This is a genomic window from Arenibacter palladensis, assembly GCF_900129275.1.
Lineage (GTDB): Bacteria > Bacteroidota > Bacteroidia > Flavobacteriales > Flavobacteriaceae > Arenibacter > Arenibacter palladensis.
The window spans coordinates 207198-226792 of sequence record NZ_FQUX01000007.1 but is presented as its reverse complement, the minus strand read 5'-3'; the positions used below and the strand labels follow the sequence as shown (position 1 = coordinate 226792).

General features: G+C 40.6%; 14 protein-coding genes. 6 read left to right on the top strand and 8 right to left on the bottom strand.

Going from position 1 to position 19595, the window contains the following annotated elements:
* Positions 1-10: 10 nt before the first annotated feature.
* The 4 genes from BUA60_RS17635 to nhaD all read left to right on the top strand — a co-directional run bounded on the left by BUA60_RS17635 (position 11) and on the right by nhaD (position 5773).
* Positions 11-1486 (top strand): SusD/RagB family nutrient-binding outer membrane lipoprotein, encoded by a 1476-nt coding sequence (locus tag BUA60_RS17635; protein ID WP_178347024.1) that lies wholly within the window; start codon positions 11-13, stop codon positions 1484-1486.
* Between the two features lie 18 nt (positions 1487-1504).
* Positions 1505-2410, top strand: a complete 906-nt coding sequence (locus BUA60_RS17630) for a PKD domain-containing protein (protein ID WP_084532662.1) — start codon at positions 1505-1507, stop codon at positions 2408-2410.
* 118 nt (positions 2411-2528) lie between these two features.
* Positions 2529-3893 (top strand): aldehyde dehydrogenase, encoded by a 1365-nt coding sequence (locus BUA60_RS17625; RefSeq protein WP_072863978.1) that lies wholly within the window; start codon positions 2529-2531, stop codon positions 3891-3893.
* A gap of 614 nt (positions 3894-4507) precedes the next feature.
* Positions 4508-5773, top strand: coding sequence for a sodium:proton antiporter NhaD (nhaD, locus tag BUA60_RS17620; RefSeq protein ID WP_218587944.1), 1266 nt, complete (start codon positions 4508-4510; stop codon positions 5771-5773).
* A 238-nt stretch (positions 5774-6011) separates the two neighbouring features.
* Here nhaD and BUA60_RS17615 read toward each other — a convergent pair whose 3' ends face one another.
* The 8 genes from BUA60_RS17615 to BUA60_RS17580 all read right to left on the bottom strand — a co-directional run bounded on the left by BUA60_RS17615 (position 6012) and on the right by BUA60_RS17580 (position 16588).
* A complete protein-coding gene (locus BUA60_RS17615) occupies positions 6012-6218 on the bottom strand; it encodes a hypothetical protein (RefSeq protein ID WP_031443295.1) in 207 nt (68 codons plus the stop codon).
* A gap of 392 nt (positions 6219-6610) precedes the next feature.
* Positions 6611-9817, bottom strand: coding sequence for a PVC-type heme-binding CxxCH protein (locus BUA60_RS17610; protein WP_072863974.1), 3207 nt, complete (start codon positions 9815-9817; stop codon positions 6611-6613).
* A gap of 18 nt (positions 9818-9835) precedes the next feature.
* Positions 9836-10807 carry a Gfo/Idh/MocA family protein gene (locus BUA60_RS17605; RefSeq protein WP_072863972.1) on the bottom strand — a complete coding sequence of 324 codons (972 nt, stop codon included), beginning with the start codon at positions 10805-10807 and terminating at the stop codon, positions 9836-9838.
* Positions 10804-11823 (bottom strand): NAD-dependent epimerase/dehydratase family protein, encoded by a 1020-nt coding sequence (locus tag BUA60_RS17600; RefSeq protein ID WP_072863970.1) that lies wholly within the window; start codon positions 11821-11823, stop codon positions 10804-10806. Before BUA60_RS17600 ends, BUA60_RS17605 begins: the two co-directional genes overlap by 4 nt.
* A gap of 61 nt (positions 11824-11884) precedes the next feature.
* Positions 11885-12997, bottom strand: coding sequence for a zinc-dependent alcohol dehydrogenase (locus BUA60_RS17595; RefSeq protein WP_072863968.1), 1113 nt, complete (start codon positions 12995-12997; stop codon positions 11885-11887).
* A gap of 100 nt (positions 12998-13097) precedes the next feature.
* Positions 13098-14252 (bottom strand): Gfo/Idh/MocA family protein, encoded by a 1155-nt coding sequence (locus BUA60_RS17590; RefSeq protein WP_072863966.1) that lies wholly within the window; start codon positions 14250-14252, stop codon positions 13098-13100.
* Positions 14253-14321: 69 nt separating this feature from the next.
* The gene (locus BUA60_RS17585; RefSeq protein WP_072863964.1) at positions 14322-15371 is read right to left on the bottom strand and encodes a sugar phosphate isomerase/epimerase family protein; all 1050 of its coding nucleotides are present in this window, start codon (positions 15369-15371) and stop codon (positions 14322-14324) included.
* Between the two features lie 23 nt (positions 15372-15394).
* On the bottom strand, positions 15395-16588 hold the full coding sequence (locus BUA60_RS17580) for a ThuA domain-containing protein (RefSeq protein ID WP_084532661.1): 1194 nt from the start codon (positions 16586-16588) through the stop codon (positions 15395-15397).
* Between the two features lie 308 nt (positions 16589-16896).
* Here BUA60_RS17580 and BUA60_RS17575 point away from each other — a divergent pair, with 308 nt between their 5' ends.
* Positions 16897-17781 carry an AraC family transcriptional regulator gene (locus BUA60_RS17575; protein WP_072863962.1) on the top strand — a complete coding sequence of 295 codons (885 nt, stop codon included), beginning with the start codon at positions 16897-16899 and terminating at the stop codon, positions 17779-17781.
* Between the two features lie 537 nt (positions 17782-18318).
* Positions 18319-19587 carry an MFS transporter gene (locus tag BUA60_RS17570; RefSeq protein WP_072863960.1) on the top strand — a complete coding sequence of 423 codons (1269 nt, stop codon included), beginning with the start codon at positions 18319-18321 and terminating at the stop codon, positions 19585-19587.
* The last annotated feature ends 8 nt before the right edge of the window (positions 19588-19595 follow it).

Genomic DNA, 19595 nt, shown 5'->3' with positions numbered 1-19595 from the left:
ATTGATGACTATGCAAACAATATGTAATACGATAAGAACAAAAATAGTTGTCGCAGTAGGAATAGGAATGTTGTTCCTTTCATGTGAAGGGCATTTGGAAGACCTATATGATAACCCAAATGCCGTAACCAACATAGATGATTCAGCCTTATTTACCAAGGCGGTCAGAAGTTTATTTCAAGGGACTGCGGACAATGGTTCTTCCCATTTTGCCGGTATGCATGCCCATTACTATGTGGCAGGAAGTACTTGGAGGGCTCCAGATCAATATGGAGATGGCCATGACCAGGATTACAATAGTATATTAAATGATGGCTATAGTGGATCTATACGTCATATAGAGGAGGTTTTGGAATTAACTTCAACCTCAAGCACTCCCAACAATGTACGGAATGCCCTTGCCCATATTATAGCCGTACTGGGCTATGCCAAGGTTACCGATGCCTTTGGCGATGTACCTTATACCGAGGGAGGCAAAGGCAAATCACAAGATATACTGCTTCCAAAATATGATACCCAGGAAAGTATTTATAAGGACATGATCATTAGGCTTACGAACAGTATCGCTATTTTGAAGACCGCAGATCCTGCCATGGCATATCCCAATTCAGATCCCATCTACAATAACGATTTGGGCAAATGGGTTCGATTCGCCAATAGTGTTCGATTGCGTCTTGCTATGCGATTGAGATATGCAGATAATGATCTTTCGCAATCAACTGTGGCCCAATGTTTGTCCGACCCCTTAATGGAAAGCCCGGAACATGATGCCTTTATGATTGAAACGGAAGGGACAGGTAATGCATGGTATACCAGAAGAACAGGCTTTCCGTCCATCAAAATGTCTACATTCTTAATTGATCAATTACAAAGCACCAACGATCCCAGGTTGTCCGTGTTCGTTAGTCAGGATGCTAATGGAGAGTATTCCGGTATTGTAAATGGATTGACAGATCAGGCATTTGGTAATTCCAATTTCGCCAACTTATCCGATATGGGACTTGCTTTATCCTCCCCGGAAAGTAAGTTATATGTGATGACCGCGGCCGAAACCTGGTTGTTAAGGGCAGAGGCGGCATTGGCCTATGATAATGATCCCGCGCAGGCCAACATTCTATATAGAAAGGGCATAGAGATTTCCTTAAAGCAGTGGGAAGTTGATGATACAGAAATTATTGGTTTTATGGCCTCACCTACAGCTACTTTATCAGGAGTGAACGATGAGGAACAAATTGGCATCCAAATGTGGTTGGCACTAACCCCTAATTACTTTGAGGGGTGGTCCCATATCCGTCGTACGGGTTATCCTGTTATACCGTTAAGAACAAGTGAAAATTTATCGGCCGGGGCAACCAATGGCATTATGCCTAGTAGGTTTAATTACTCTTCCTTTGAATTAGGTTCAAATAGTTCCAACGTACAAGAAGCTATTTCGAGACAGGGGGCAAACAAGATTGATACTCCGGTATGGTGGGATAAAAACTAAAACTATAAATATAAACAGATGAAAAATATAAAGATTTTAAGTCTTCTATTAATGGCCGTAGTATTGGTTAATTGTAGTAAAGATAGTGACCCTAAATTACCTCTTTCGGATTTTCAATTTGCAGTGGATGGTTCTGTAGTAACTTTCAACGGTACTGTTGAAAATGCAACTTCCATAAGTTGGGATTTTGGCGACGGTGCTACCAGTTCCGAGGAAGACCCGGTCTATGCGTATTCCAGTCCCGGAACGTATAATGTAATCATGACGGTAAGTGGTGAAAATGGGACGTTCTCAGAAACCAAAACTATCACCATACTTCCTACACTTGATATTCTCCTAACCGGTGGGCCAGCGAAACCTGAGGGCAAAACCTGGAAATTGAAAAAAGCCTATACAGCAGGCAAGGATGGTGCAGGACTAATCGAAAATAAACTTGGACTTTTAATAGCATCCTTTGACAATTTATTGGAAGCCGTAGGTCTAGGCGCCTCATATGAAGATTCATTTACCTTTGTACATGACGGCACCTATAAAGTAAACAATGTTGACGGCCAAAGCCTTATGGGAATAATACATGCAAGTGCTTTTCATGGTGCCAATATTACTGCCGTATCCGCAGATCTAGCCAACGTTCCCTTGGCCCATGCTATCTATACTCCTGTAACCGATGCAACTTGGGAACTCAGCGAGGAAGATTTTACTATTGATACACTTTATCCGCAAGTAGGACCCGTTAGTATTAATTTTACGGGGAAACAACGTCTCATTTTAGGGGAATATTTAGGTTTTAAAGAAACAACCAACATTGTAATTCTCAAGGAAATTACCGAAACTACCATGAACGTAGCTTTAGGAATACATACGGAACAGGATTTTTATAATACGCCAACATTGTTCTTTCATTTGACTTTGGAATCTTTATAAGTCCTAAAAATTGTATTGATTGAAGTATTGATTTATATTATGTAACGTTCGAAGTATAAATTCAACAATATCCCCAAATGAATAGATTTGGGGATGTTTTTTGTATTAATTTAATGCCATGAAGATTTTAGAAAAACAGCGCGATTTTTTTATCAGACAAAAGACCAAGGATGTTTCATTTCGAAAAGAAGCCTTGAAGCAGTTATATAAAGAAATAATTGCTCGTGAGGATGACATTGCCGAAGCTATTTATAAAGATTTTAAAAAGCCCAAATTTGAGACCTTGGCAGCGGAAACGCAATTCGTTTTGGCAGAACTAAAATTGACTTTGAAAAATATTCGCTTTTGGGCCAGTCCTGAAAGAAAATCCGCCACTTTAATGAATTGGCCCTCTTCAGATTGGATATACAAAGAGCCATATGGTGTGGTTTTGATAATTGCTCCATGGAACTATCCATTTCAATTGGCATTTGCCCCTATGATCGCAGCTGTTGCGGCAGGGAATACGGTTGTGGTTAAACCTTCCGAGGTTACAACTCATACGGCATCGATCATTTCCGAAATTATCAGTGCAGTTTTTGTACCGGAACATGTTACCGTTGTAGAGGGAGGTGTGCAAGTATCCCAAGAACTTTTGGCCGAAAAATGGGACTACATATTTTTTACAGGAAGTACCCGAGTTGGGCAAATAGTGTATGAATCGGCCGCAAAACACCTAACTCCGGTAACCTTGGAACTAGGAGGCAAAAATCCAACCATAGTGGACGAAACAGCGTCTATAAATTTGGCCGCAAAACGAATTGTTTGGGGCAAATTTTTAAATGCAGGCCAAACCTGTATTGCCACAGATTATATCCTTGTACACAAAGACGTTAAAGACAGTCTTGTGGGTGCACTAAAACAAAACATAACCAAGTGCTATGGAGAAAATATAGAACAATCTCCCGATTTTTCACGAACGGTGAGCAAAGGTCATTTCGAAGGTTTAAAAAATATGTTGGAGGGCCAGGAAATTCTTTTTGGCGGCAATAGCAATGATGAAGATAATTATCTGGCACCAACCTTAGTCAATGAGCCCAAATTGGACAGTAAATTGATGAAGGGCGAAATTTTCGGGCCCATTCTACCTATAATAGCTTACACCAATGAAGATGATATAGAGAGGCACTTAACTAATTATGGCAAACCCTTGGCCACTTATGTGTTCTCCAACCGCAAAGCTTTCCAAAAAAAAATAATCAATAGGTATAGTTTTGGCGGGGGAGCTATCAACGACACCGTAATCCAAATTACCAATAAAAAACTTCCATTCGGCGGGGTTGGTGCAAGTGGAATAGGCGCCTATCATGGCAAAAGATCCTTCGACCTTTTTTCACATCAGAAGTCCATCATCAAAAAAGCGAATTGGTTGGATGCACCTCTTAGGTATCCACCTTATAACCTCCCCATGAAGTTGGTAAAGAAAATAAAACATTTGTTTTAAGCGATTGACCTCGACATTATTGAACAATTCACCCCAACGAACCGTGTCTTTCTTTTTCATTTTCGAGGCACCTTCATAAACAATTATATCTCTAAGCGGTTCTATATTCAACCCTTGTATTTTTTAAATATCCCCATTAAAGAAAAAGAAGGGATCCACTTTTTCACAAATTGAAAACCAACATTATTGTATTGGGTTACCTAAAAATCAAGGATCTCAAAACAAAATGTAGGCGCTACCCTACAGTGATCCCCAGATAGATTTTTAACAATCTATTAACGATTATTATTTATACCTTAGAATTGGCAATTAGATATAATAGGGTTTTGGCCAGTGCCTTTTCTTTTTTATTCCCTTGCCTATATATAATACTGTTTCCTCCTATGCACATAGTATCTCTATAATATTTCATTTAGTAAGTGCCTTCCGGCCTTATAGAAAAAAGAATGGGCAACTGCACCATTCCAAAGCCATAATTCTACCATAAGTCAATTTAACTAGGAAAGTAAATCCTAAATAAATAAAAATAATTTCCAATAATTAATTGCCTGATCCAACTCAGGCCAAACTGAAAATGTTATGAGAACAAACCATAGATTTCCAAAAACACTATCATGCTAATTACAGCCCTTTTTTTTATTGCCGGTTATATGCTCATAGCCCTGGAGCACGTAGTTAAAATTGACAAAGCAGCGACCGCCCTGTTTATAGGGGTAGTTCTATGGGTTATTGTTGCCCATACTGGAACAGATTTTTCGGAAACCTTAATAAGTCTAAAGGAACATTTTGAAGAAATCGCCGAAATTCTCTTCTTTCTACTTGGAGCAATGACCATAGTTGAGTTAATAGACATCCACAACGGCTTTGAAATTATCCTCAGAGTCATAAAGACCCGAAGCATGCTTGTGTTACTCTGGGTATTGTGTATACTCACTTTTTTCCTATCTGCTGTATTGGACAACCTCACCACTACCATAGTAATAATGGCTATTTTAAGGAAATTTTTGACCAGCAAATCGGACCTATGGTATTTTGCAGGTTTTATTATCATTGCGGCCAATGCAGGTGGTGCCTGGTCGCCCATAGGCGATGTCACCACGATTATGCTATGGAATGGAGGTCAAGTTTCCACAAACACCATAATCACCGAGGTTTTTTTACCTAGCTTGGTCTGTTTGTTGGTTCCTTTGCTTATTGCCTCATATCAATTTAAGGGCAAAAGCATTGAGGCAGAAGTGCCCACTACTCCTAAGATCCAACAAATTAGTCCTAAGGAAAGTAATTTTATTTTACTTTTGGGCGTAGGCCTACTTTTAATGGTACCCGTATTTAAAGCCATTACTCATTTACCACCTTTTTTGGGTATGTTATTTAGTTTATGTCTTTTGTGGCTAATTACAGAAATACTACATAAAAACAAGCCAATTGAATTAAAGCACCATTTATCCGTTGCCGCTACGGTTCAAAGAATTGACACCCCAAGTATTCTTTTCTTTTTGGGAATCCTCTTAGCGGTCGCTGCCATTGAAACCAATGGTTCCCTAGAGTTTATGGGAAGTGCACTGGAAACCACTTTTAAAGATTTTCACATCACCAATACCTTATTGGGGCTTTTATCCTCCTTAATAGATAACGTACCATTGGTGGCAGGTGCCATGGGAATGTATTCTATGGAAACCTTTCCCCAAGATCATGAATTCTGGACTTTTTTGGCTTATTGTGCTGGTACTGGAGGTAGCGTACTTGTAATAGGCTCTGCCGCAGGAGTGGCTGCCATGGGAATTCTGAAGATTGATTTTTTATGGTACTTGCGCCGAATAGCCTGGCTGGCCTTGATCGGATACTTTTCAGGTATCCTGGTCTTCATTTTAATCAATTAAGGACAGGTATAACCCAAACCTACTAGTAGAAATTGCCAATAGTTAGTACTGGAAGATACTCTAAACCCTAATGGCTACAAGAGTAAGATGATAAGTCATCACCCATAAATTATTAAACAGTGATGTTCTTAAAACCACATTAATATTTGTGGCAAAACATAGAAATGCTTTCGACAAAAAAATAACCCTGCCCATTGGAAAGCAGGGTTTTTTATTACCATACCGAATTATTGGCGGGCTAACCTGCCAAATCCAGCATTTTACCGTTTTTTAATTCCCCAAGTACTGTTACGTCCTTGCTCTTCTTATATTCTTCGAGGGCAAGAAGCATTTGCTCCTCTGTGTCCCTTCTAATTTTTATACCCCCAGTTTTCTGGTTTCTATTTCGAACTTCAATATAATATCCGTCCTTAAGTTCCGTTGGTTTTGTCGCCGGCCTTCCCATATTTAATAACTAGTTTTTACTGTTCAACTATTAATTCAAAGTGTACTAAATTTCCTTAGTCGTATAAACATATGAAAACTTAACACATTAATCAGGAATAATATGGCTAATTAATGTATAAACCTAAAAAACAACGATTTTTAACAAAAACTTAGCAAAAAAGAACCCTATTTCTGGCAATAGTATAATTTAAATTCAATAATACCGATTCTTCTTTTGGAACCTAGAATGGACTGTATTATGTTACAAATAACTACTTTTTGAGTACAATTATAAGAATACCCAAACGTCTGCCAAAATTGGTTCAAATCCGTGCAAAATGGAAAAAGGCCGGTATAAGGAATATCCTTTAACCAGCCTTTAACCAAAAGTTAAATTGACTTTTTACCTAATTATTTGCCGTGAGGGTGCTCTTTTAACAACTCTTCCGGCGAATAAAAACCTTGCTTATCCTTGATCTGCTCACGTACCTCTTTCACCTTCTCCGGTGAAATTGGGGAAGCCTTATTACCAAAGGTATTTCTTATATAAGTCAATACAGCCGCAGTTTCATCTGCAGTAAGTAAATTTCCAAAAGGTGTCATAGGTACCTGACCGGGATAGGTCTTACCATTTACCTCTATGGGTCCCATAAGACCTTTAGTGGTTAGTTTTATTAATCTATCCACATTACCAGTAACCCATTCGGATCCTGCTAAAGGAGGAAAACCGGAAGCATCTAGTCCTTGACCGTCTGCTTGGTGACAGGTGGCACAATAGCCATCCCTCATGTAAATTTCCCTTCCGGCAACCAATAGTTCCAAATCCTTACCTTTTAGATCGGTCTTTATCACCTCTTTAGGTTCTTCACCGGCTTTGTGACCATTTAAATGGGCTAGCGCGGATTCATAAGGTTTTTCCATCCATTTGTCCAAACCTTTTTTACCAGCTTCGGTAATAATAGGAATTCCAACATCCCTTCCCAACCATGAAGCCGCAACCAGGGCTTCCAGCCTTACTCTTGGATTGTCATCTTTGGCCGCCTGCATCAATAGTTCGGCCTGATCAGGAATCTGGTGTCCGGCATAGCGAAGAACACCCACTGCAGCTGAACGAGCCCTGAAATCCTTGGCATTCAGCACTTGCTTAAGCAATTGTCCGTCCACCTTGTTCAAGCCCCAAGTAACCCATAGGGCCTCCAAAACATGATGCTCGTACTTTGGGTCCTTGGCATCCAAGTTTGCCACCCATGTATTTAATTTCGACAATACTTCAGAGGCATCCCTGGCCCTTAATTCCCTTTTAGTCCTGTAACGGGTACGGTACTCTGGAAGCTTAAGATTATCCAATAGTTCGTCAATGCTGGCATCAGCGATCTTGGCAGGTTCTACCAATGGTCTTGATGGATAGGTAATTCGGTATACCCTTCCATGGACATGATCACGTAACGGATCACGTGCATTGTGCTGCATATGACCAATAAGCACATTGTGCCAATCTATGAAGTACAAGGAGCCATCTGGGGCAAATTCCATATCTACAGGTCTAAAATTCTTGTCACTTGCAGAAATAAGATCCTCCTGGTGTTTACTAACATAACCAGCTGTTTTAGTGTCATCAACCATGGAATGCTCTTTGATCCCTAAAAATCCAATGGTATTGGCAATCAACATATTTCCCTGTGCCGCTTCAGGAAAATGTCTACTGGACACAAATTCCAATCCTGAAGTGGGTCTCACCAAATGGTCTTTTTCTATAAGGTTTTCAGGTAAGGGTGAACTTACACCATACCTAGGTACAATGGTTCCAGGCATCATCCAGGTTGCGGATGGACCTGAAGTATGTTCAAAAAACGGTTGCCCCCAATCATCGAATGCAATTCCCCATGGATTTGGAATGGGCAATTGTGCCGTACGTTCCAAATAATGTCTTTGCGGGCTATACCTGTAAAACCCACCGTTGGTACCCCTAACGGTTCCATACGCGGTTTCCACATTGGTATGGAGAAACACCCCTTCTCCCATATAAATTGCCCCAGACGGGTCGGCTGTGAAAGCGCTAATGGCATGGTGAGTATCGTGGTCATCAAAACCACTTAAAACGATTTCCTTTACATCGGCCTTATCATCCCCATCCGTATCCTTTAGAAGAACCAAGTTTGTACCTTGTGAAAGATAAACCCCTTCAGGAGCAAATTCAAAACCGATAGTCAGATGAAGTCCATCTGCAAAAATAGTTTGCTTATCGGCCTTATTATCACCATCCGTATCTTCCAGTATCAGTAATTTATCGTTGGGCTTACTATCTCCGGGTTTGTAATGTGGGTAACTTGGCATTACCGCCACCCAAAGCCTTCCCTTGTTATCAAAGGAAACCTGTACCGGATTGGCAAGATCTGGAAACTCTACTTCAGAAGCAAAAAGTTCTACCTTGTATCCGGGCGCTGGCTTAATCTTGTCCAATGCATCCTTTCCATATAAATATTCGGGACTTCCATTTTTGTTGCTAGGTTTATAATTGGTCTCAACTGCGGGCAATGTTCTGGTTTTGGCGTCGCTTTTGGCCAAATCCATTTTTTTACCTTCAAGGGCCTGCCAAATGGCCGTATCCCTTATGGCGGTCATCTGACGTATTTTCTCAATTTCGTAAGGGTAATTATCAGGTCCAAATGGGTCATATCGTCTTCCATAGGCGTGAACACCATTCGGGATCTTAAAATCGTTATGCCAGAACCAGTTTTTTTCATTTACGGCTTCAAGTACCAATTCACGGTTCTCTTCCGCCTTACTTTCCTCGGTTCCAAAAACTTTATCGGCCAATAGCTTGGCAAACTTTTGATAGCCATAATCGGTCAATTGAAATCCATCTTGTGTTAAATCGGTACTTTCCGTTTGGTACCATTCTTTGGTTGGCTCATAAGCATCAACAAGAAGAACTCCTTCTTCAGCTGCTACTTCCTTCATGGCAGCTGTATAAAGCTCAAGGTTGCCATTTTCCTTTTTTCCATCAGGCAAATCCATCTTATCGGAAAGATCTTCAAAGGCAATTGGTGAAACAAGTGCCAATTGTGGTGGAGTTGTACCATTGTATTTTTGACTAAGTGTGTGCTTTATAAAAGCTCGCAATTCCTCCTTGTAATTATCCACACCCTCTGGTCCTTCAAAAGATTCGGGATATCCAAAAAATCCGATGACGATATCCGCTTTTAGGCTGGTAAGCCATTCATCCGGGGAAGGAAAATGCCCTATAGGGCCTGACCGACGTCCGTTTTCATCATCCTCAAAATGTATGGCTTGTCCCGACTCATGCTCAAATTTCTCGGCACCTGGAAAAGCCCATGGTGAATTGCGCGATGCATGCGGCCTAAATCCAGGTGTATTACCGCCATCGCACATATTGCGAATAAACAATGAATCGTTGGGAAAGCGAAGTTGCAGTTCAGCTTCGAAATGCCCAAAGTTCATCATACGTGATCCCAAATTATTACCCACCAGTACAATATGTGAGTTAGGGGAAATTTTTAATGTGTTGTCTTCCTCTTTACTACAACTGTAGAAGCCAAGGACTAGGAAAAGCATTAGGAATAACTTTCCCCCGGCAACGTTTTTGTTAATATTCATCTTTTTTTTGGTATATAATTAATTGATATTCACGTGTATTCCTTCTTTTTCAGATTTTTCACAAGCCTCTATAATTCGTTGGCATGTAATGGCATCCTCAAGGCTAGAAAGTGCCTCTTCATTGTTTCGCAATACATTGTTTATGAAATGTGTTGCCGTATTCTTTATGGATTCAGGATAACATTGATACGTTTGTGAATGGGCGCCATTGCGATCATTAATTACCCAATCCCGATAGCTGTATCGAGTACTTCCTTTTGTTCCAATAACTTTTATTATACATGTCCAAGGATCTCCTGCATGATCATCATTGGCAAAACTGGCCGATAAATGGCTCAAGGTACCATTTTGCATCTTAATATTGGCCATGGCCACATTTTCTTGTGGGGCAATGGAGGTATCTACAGTATGTTTTAAACAAGAAACTGTTTTGGGTTGTCCTGCCAAATATAACATAGTATAACTGTGATGGGTCAATATCTGTCTAATGACTCCAGGATAACGCGCTCTTATATCCTCGGCATGATGTATATTGTACATCATATAGAATTGGGAAATGTCGCCCAATTTACCGCTCTCAATCATGGATTTTGCCCTTTTTATCCCTGCCTCGTATATATAGTTATGGACCGGCATACATTTAACACCAGCTGTTTTAACAGCTTCCTGCATCAGCTCCAACTCAGCAATACTAGAGGCTGCCGGTTTTTCCACCAATATATGTTTTCCTGCCTTAGCCGCCCGAATGGTATAATCGCAATGGGTTTCCATATTGGTCAATATGAAAACCGCATCGATTTGGGGGTCTTGAAACAATTCATCCTCCGTTTTATAGGTCTTACATCCGAAGTTTTTTGCCTTTTTTGCCCCTTTCTCAAAAGTCCTGTTCCAAAGACCCACAAGTTTGGCACCAGGTAAATTATTTATGGCTTCTGCATGTAAATCGGCTATGTCTCCAGCTCCAATAAATCCTATTCCTATTTCTTTCATGAGGCAGCAGTAGAATATTTTAATGTGCCTTTTTCTGCCATAGCCTTGAACTCTATCAAGGAATTTCGTATTCCCTCAGCTATGTCGGTCAAAGGCAAGTCTTTAAATGTGCCCGCTATTTTACTATGGTCCAAATCGCAAACGAACAGGTTGGGCGGAGCACCATCCATAACGGTTAATGATACATATTCCCCCATACCCAAGGCAGTAGCTTGTTCTTTTATAATATCCAAAAATGAGGTAATCGGAATAGTCTCTCCCTGTATGTTAAAGGCCCCAAAGCCTTCATAGGGCTGTAGTGCACAGGCTGCGAATTGAGCCCCCACATCTTCTACAAAATGATAGTTTTCCCTTCCTTGGTAAGGCATTTCAAATGGAATTACTTTTCCATCCACTGCTCCTAAGACTATGGCCTTTAAGGCATTCGTTGGAGCAGAGGTCTTTCCTTTGTCCCTACCCTTTCCATAGGTGGTGTTCAACCTAAGACATACGGTAGGTATTTTGGTGTTATCATGAAATAAACGTGCTAGGTGTTCACCCGATAATTTCCAAATGCCATAGTGATTGGGCGGAGCCAAGGGAACATCCTCGTTAATGATATCTTGTGGATACATGGACCTCATTCCATAAACCGCTGCCGAGCTGGCAAAAACAAATCTCTTGAGGTTGGTCAGTTTTTCAGCAGCATCAAAAAGCGCCATTGTGCCTCCAGTATTAATTTCCATGCCACCAATATGATCGCGGGAACAATCCGGACTTTGGTAGGCCCCTAAATGGATGATGTGAGTGGGGTCCACTTCAAACAACACCCTTTCAATCTCTTTGTAATTGGAAACATCCAGCGTAACGAACTCCAGTCGGGAATCCAAATCATCCGGTAGCCATAATTTTAATGGGTCTACATTATTGGAGCGGGTAGCAATAACAATTTTCCCGACTTCCTTTGATTGTAGAAGTTTATAAATCGTGACCGATCCTATACAGCCGGTACCTCCTGTAATAAATATTTTGTGCATAATCCTTAATGCTAGTTTTTTTAATATTAGGTTGTAGGCCTGTACAAGAACCAATGTATTATCAGTTCATTTTTACAACGGCCTTCATATTATTTGCCTTTATCGAATCTTCAAAAGCTTGATTGATGTCTTTAAAATCATAGTAGTCCGTGTAGTGTTCTGAAGGAAATATACCGGTTACCATCAATTTTTGTGCGGCCATATAATCTGCCCTGCAAGATCCCATGGACCCCCTCATGTTTAAGGAGGTTCGCGTAAGGTGAGTGGCATTGATCTGTACATCAGTTCCGTAGGTGGCAATAACACATATGTCCCCTTCAGGTTTTACAACACCTACCGCCTCAGTAAGTACAGGTGGAACGCCGGAACATTCTATAAGAAGATCTACCTTTCCATTAGTACCAAAAGGAATACCATTATCATCGGTGATGCCATTTTGCAACTGGGTGGTCAAAGAATTTTCCGGTGACACCTCTATGGTAATAAAACCTCTTTCTTTTGCCCTTTTTAAACGGATATCACGATCGTGAGCAATTCCGGTTACGGCCACTCTTGCTCCTGCCGCACGTGCTACTTCGGCAGACATCATACCTATGATTCCACAGCCCGTTACAACCACGTCCTGTCCTGGCTTAATGTCGCATTTGTTATAAAGTGCATTGGTTATAATAGACAAAGGTTCCACCAAGGCACCTTGGGCCGGGGTAAGACCTTTCATTAAAGGTACTACTCGATCCGACTCCAAAACTACTTGTTGTCCAAACCCCCCATTTCTATGAAAACCGATTATTTCCTTTTTTGGGCATAAATTCCATTTGGACACGCTGCATGCCGGGCAATCCTCTTCCCTACATCCCAACATGGCCAAGGGCGTAAAAATATCCCCAACCTTCAGGTCACCGTGGTCACCAGGACCCAACTCCAAAACCTCGGCACTAAACTCGTGCCCAATTACCCTAGGACGCTGCACCCAATCAAAATTGGCCTTGCCAATAGTTGCACTATTATCCGAGCCACAAATTCCTGTATACAGTGTTTTTGCCAATATTTCACCTTCCTTCAAGGGAGGGATTTCCATATCTACAACCGCTGAATTACTAAGGACCGACTGACCGGAGTTTGGATATATTTTTTCGTTGGACTGAAGACAAAATCCTTTTATAGAATTACTCATAGCAATAATTTGTTAATTTTAATTTCATGTTCTAAATAAAGTTTAAAAATTGATAATCCAATTCCAAACTATGAACTTCCTTATCCTGAAAAGTTGGAAGTTACCATTTAACTCCAGTATCTTTCCAGCTTTTGGTTCTAGCAGATTCCAAAACGGCCTCGCAAACTTTTTGGGTTTCCTGAGCTTCCTTGAAAGTAGGCGAGCAAGGCTTGCCCTCCTCTAGAGCCTTAAGGAAATCCGCTATTTGATGTACAAAACTATGCTCATACCCAATAGAAAGTCCTGGCACCCACCATTTGTCCATATATGGATGGTCGCCATCCGTAACATGGATGGAACGCCATCCTCTCTCTTGGGATTCATCCCTATGATCAAAATATTCCAAGCGACTTAGGTCATGCAAGTTCCATTTTATAGAGGCATGTTCACCATTTATTTCAAAAGTATACAAAGCTTTATGCCCTCTAGCATATCTTGTGGATTCAAAAAGACCCAAAGAGCCATTATCAAAATGGCAATGAAACATACAGGCGTCATCAATGGTTACCTCTTGTTTTTCACCAGTACCGGTATGTACCCTTTCTTTGATAAAAGTTTCGGTCATGGCGGAAACATCCTTGATTCCTCCATTCAACCACATAGCAGTATCTATACAATGTGCCAACAAATCTCCTGTTACACCAGATCCGGCCGCATCATTATCCAAGCGCCATAAGCCCTCCCCACCTTGTGGAAGTTCTGGGCTAATGGTCCAATCCTGTAAAAAATTGGCACGATAATGAAATATCTTACCCAATTTACCGGCATCTATAAGTTGTTTTGCCAAAGTTACCGATGGTAATCTCCTGTAATTAAAATAAACGGTATTGGGCACTCCTGCTTTTTCAATGGCATCAACCATAGGCTGGGCTTCAGCCACGGTACGTGCCAAAGGTTTTTCACACAAAACCATTTTCCCGGCTTCTGCCGCTGCAATGGCAATTTCGGCGTGCATATTGTTGGGAGTACATATATCTATGGCATCAATATCATCACGGGCAATTAACTTTTTCCAATCCGTTTCTATGGATTCATATCCCCATTGGTCAGCAAATGCCTGGGTACGTTCTTTGTTACGCCCGCAAATAGCCTTTAAAACAGGTTGATATTCCAGCTCTGGAAAAAAATTACCTACCCTCCTATAGGCATTGGAGTGGGTTCTACCCATAAATCCGTAACCTACCATTCCTATTCGTAACTCCTTTTTACTTGACATGTATACTCTATTTTTTTTATTTGAATTTAAACTTTTTTTGTATTATACCTGATTTTGGAACCCACTATATTAGGGTGCCTCATACCAACCGTGTAGTTGACGCACTTTTATCATAGCTCCTAAAATGTCGTTCCAAGTTTTGGGCTGCATCATAACATCATTGGGGAACATACATCCGTCCCAACAAATATGTCTTATTTTTTTGGTAAGGATGCCATTTTCATCGCGCAACCAATGACCTGCATCTACAGCAATATCCAATTTTCCATTGGGATCTGTAGCTTGGCAGTGCCTTCCCGTTTTGTCATGGGATCCCGATCCAAACACGGTACCATCATTTTGGGCCACGTGAAAATCAATCGTCCATGGGCGAAGCGCCGCAGTTACAGTCTTAAGACCTTCGGTCAATGTTGCCCGGTCACTCCAATCAAAGTCTTTAGGCAAAATTCTTTCGTCCTCCTTATTATAACCCAAGAGATACAACAAGGTATGGGCCATATCGGCTTGAAATCCAATATTAGGTCTATCTACAGCCTCTAGGGTGTTCACCATAGTCTTCCAACCGTGCATTCCTCCCCAGCATATTTCACCTTCTGCAGCTAAGGACTCGCCATAATCGGCGGCCACGTCGCAAGCTTCACGGAATGTCTGTGCAATCAATTTGGTATTACCTACGGGATCGGCGGCCCAACTATGCGGATCAACGGACGAATCTATTCTAATAACTCCATTGGGACGAATCCCAAGATCACGTAGTTTTTTACCTATAATACAAGCCTTGCGAACCTGGGTTACAAACTGATTGCGTTCTTCCCTGGACCCCATGGCGGAGCCTCCCCCTGTTCCGGCCCAAACAGGAGCTACCAAACTTCCAATTTCAAGGTTTTTGGCCCTTGCCTTATCCGCCATTTTTTTAATACCATCATCGTTTGAATCTATATCCAAATGGGGGTCGGCGGCAAAAAGGTCAAATCCGTCAAATTTAACCCCATCTACCTCCGCATTGGCAGTGAGCTCAATCATGGTATCTATAGAAATAGGTGGCTCTGAATCAGGTCCTTTACCTACCACACCGGGCCACGAAGCGTTGTGGAGTTTAGGAAAATTGTTTTCTGGCATAACTGTTGATTTAATCGTTATTATTATTTTCTTGGCATTATAATAGACTCCCAACCTGCAAGATCGGAAGGTTTTACATTTTTCTGATACCCCTCAAAGTTAAAAGTAGTTGGCTCGTAGCCCCCTACAAAATCTATCGGATTGTCCTTTTTAATTTCTTTCTCCATTTCCAATCCCCAGAAACAGGCGTTGATGAGCATTCTTCTAAATCCTTCGTTCAGGATATCTTCCGAAGCCCCATGGGTAGTTGTGAATGCCCGCCCAGGCTTGCCTGATTCCAATTGATATGTTCTAACCCAAGCCACAGGAAGTTCTTCCTTGCTGGTGTCCGGTGCAGCATCAGGGGTCATGCCGTTCAATACCCTACCTCTGGCCAATATCTTCAAATCCTTACCCTGGGGGTAGGCATTATAGCCTCCGCATTGCGCCCATGCACTTTGCACCCCACGCATAATTGGGTGCTCCCTATTATTTTCTTCCAATATCAGTTTGGAAGCCTGCTGATGGTTTTTGCCATAGTGTCCTACCCAGGTCTCCCCTAAAATTACTTCCCCAAATCCACCGTGCCATGCCTTTTTTTCACCTTCGTATTTATAGTCATAATGGCTCCAATTGGGATTATCGGCATTTTTAAAAGCATGGGTAGAAGTTCGCAATCCTATAACAGCCCCTCCCCTTTTAAGATAATCATCAATATATTGCATCTGACCATCTTCAAAATTTGCAAACCTCATGAACATTACCATAAGGTCTACATCTTCAAGAACATCGAGTCCTTTAAGATCGGACCCTCCAGGCAAGATATTGCCATCATCGTCCAATGCCCATACCACGGTACAGCTAAAACCATATCTCTTGGCCAAGATCCTTGCCAATGCCGGTAAGGTTTCTTCCCCTCTATATTCATGATCGGTAGCAATGAAAACAATATGCTTACCTTTTCCCGGACCTTCCAAGCCCTTATATGTTATGCGGTATTCATCCGGATTCCTTTCACCTTTAATTCCCTGCACATTCAACAATTGAGTATCATTGTCCAACTCCACTCTGTCTAACTGGGCAATCAATTGCTCCGAATATTCCACACCTAAAACTTCAGTGGTTTTGCCGTCCCTATTTCCACAGGAAACTAGCACACCAACCAAAGCAAAAGACCATATGGCATTCCATGTGATCTTCCCAAAAAAAGAATATCCGAAAATTACTGATTCCAACATAATAATACAAATCTAATATCCCCGTAACAGGAACCATTTCAATGACAAATCTTGTAGTGTTTGAGATGATCAATGTTTAAAATTCCACGGATAACCTACGGGCACACCAAGCCATATTGTTTGTCAATATCTAAATATATTATCAATTCTTATACACTATTCTTAAAATTTATACCGATAAAATTTGACAATAAAAACTTAGGTTTACAAATCTAAAATACTATCCGATTGAATATTCCCTATATCTTACTAAAAGATGACACTTTTTTGTCTTAAATTAGCCGAAATAAAATTCAATCAGGAAATTTATGAGTACCCCCAACATTGAAAAAACACTAACAACAAAGGAAACTTTTATTTTCAAGGATATCATCGGTCCCTACTTCAATCCAAATTGGCATTTTCATCCTGACTACCAAATATCTTTAATTGCAGAGGGCAAAGGGACAAGATTTGTCGGGGACCACGTCCAATCTTTTGAAAAAGGTGACCTGGTCATTACCGGCCCAAACCTTCCACATTTATGGCGTAGCGATGACGCTTATTTTGACAAGAACAGCAAACTCTCTACCAGAGGTCTGGTAATTTATTTTGACCACGATCTTTTTAGTGAATCCTTATTGGGCAAGGAAGAGTTTTATAACATAAACAAGTTCGTGGAAAATTCGGTAAGGGGCATGGAATTTTACGGGGAAACCAGAAATAAAATAAATAAGCTTATTCACAAGATCAATAATGAACTGGGCTTTAGAAGAATTATAAAATTATTGGAAATAATAGATATCCTTGCCAATAGTGAAGAATACCACATTTTGTCCAGTCCGGGGTATACCAATGTCTTTAAGGGGGATGACGCTGATAAAATGCGAATTGTCTACGACTATGTCATGACAAACTTTAAGACCAAAATATCGTTGGAAGAAATAGCGGAAATGCTCAATATGACCACTACCTCCTTCTGCAGGTATTTTAAACCCAGGGCAAACAAAACCTTTACCCGTTTTGTTAATGAAATCCGGATAGGTCATTCAAGAAAATTATTACTGGAAGATAATTTGAATATTTCCCAGATAAGCTACGAGTGCGGTTTTAATGCCTTATCCAACTTCAACAGGCAATTCAAGGCAATCGTCCAAATGAGCCCCCATGAGTACCGAAAATTGTTTTTGAATATCAAAACAAGCATATCCTAGTAGCATAAATCATGGCCCACACCCTTTTGATGCAATTATTTAGAAGTTGAAGATTAAATGCAGCTAAAAACCAACCCCAACCCGTTTACCTTAGTTTAAAACTCAGTCTAAATAAATTATAAGCATATTTTACCCTTACCTTATTAGCTTTTGATTTCTGGTTACATAAATCAAAATTGTTCTTCATTATATATTATACATATTATAAGGTACAACACATTTAGTTTTTTAGGACAAGGATCTGATTTATTACAATGACAAAAAAGTACCATTATTTAGTAGGATATAGGAACTTTAAAAAATCTTTAAAGTTTAAATTTATCAGCTTTTAATTTTTTGGTTAGTTAGAGTCATGAATTTGCCTTGAGCAAATAAAAAAAGGTCAAGTAATAAAAGCGTAAAATAGACTGTCTTTAATTTATTATTTGATAAAACAAATAAAAATAAATTATGATTATTGTAAAAAAGAGATTAAACTTATACGCTGAAATCAAAAATTAAATTATACACCATCTAATTAAAAATCTATTAAATCCAATGGAAAATTCAAATGATCAACAAAAAACCAATGCTAACAGGCTGTTTTACGGTAGCTGTTTCGCATTAATTACTACCGCATTTTCTTTTAGTATTAGAGCAGGGATTCTTCCTCAGTTGGGAGAAGAACTAAGTTTAAGTGCCGAACAACTAGGCTTTATCAATTCCATGTGGTTCTTTGGCTTTCCGATATCCATGGTTATCGGGGGATTAATCTACCATAAGGTCGGTGGAAAGGCCATTATGCAATTTGCCTTTTTTGCCCATGCCCTAGGGATTATTTTAACCATTTATTCTGGTAGTTATGTGGGCTTACTCATTTCCACCCTATTGATAGGTCTTGGTAATGGTTGTACCGAAGCTGCCTGTAACCCTATGATTGCGGACGCCTACTCTGGTACAAGGATGAGCAAAATGATGAACCGCTTCCATATGTGGTTTCCAGGAGGTATTGTTATAGGTAGTCTTATATCCAAATTTATGACCGATGCAGGCTTAAGTTGGGAAACACAAATTTGGGTGATAATGATTCCGACCTTAATCTATGCCTATTTGTACTTTGGACAGGCTTGGCCTAAAGCCAAAGTTGAGGCGGCTGCCACCCTTAGCGGTAATTTGAAAGCCATGGTGTCCCCTCTATTCATTTTCATGATTGTTTGTATGTCTTTGACCGCTATCTCGGAATTTGGCCCACAACAATGGGTAGGCCTTATCTTGGCCAAGAGTGGTGCAGAACCTATGATTATATTGGCACTGGTTACAGGACTAATGGCCGTAGCCCGTTATTTTGGCGGCGAAGTGGTTCACAAATTTGATCAAACGGGAGTCCTATTGGGTTCTGCCGTTCTAGCTACAATAGGCATCTATCTTTTTAGCACCCAAACTGGAACCATGGCCTATGTTGCCGCCATCTTCTTTGCATTGGGAATTGCTTATTTCTGGCCAAATATGATTGGTTTTATTGCAGACAAAATACCAAAAAGTGGCGCCTTGGGAATGTCCATTATTGGTGCTGTGGGTATGTTCTCCTCATCCATATTCCAACCTATTATTGGTGGATGGATCGATTCTGACAAGGCCGAAGCCGCTGCCGCAGGATTTACAGGTGATGAATTGGAACTTGTATCCGGACAGGCCACACTTGGTACTATGGTAGCCTTCCCCGCAATTTTGATCGTACTATTTACCATACTTTGGTTTTGGGTCAAAAAACGCAAAAACACCGATGCCGCTGAAGCTACTAGTGGCCAACCCGTAACAGACTATTAGTAAATACA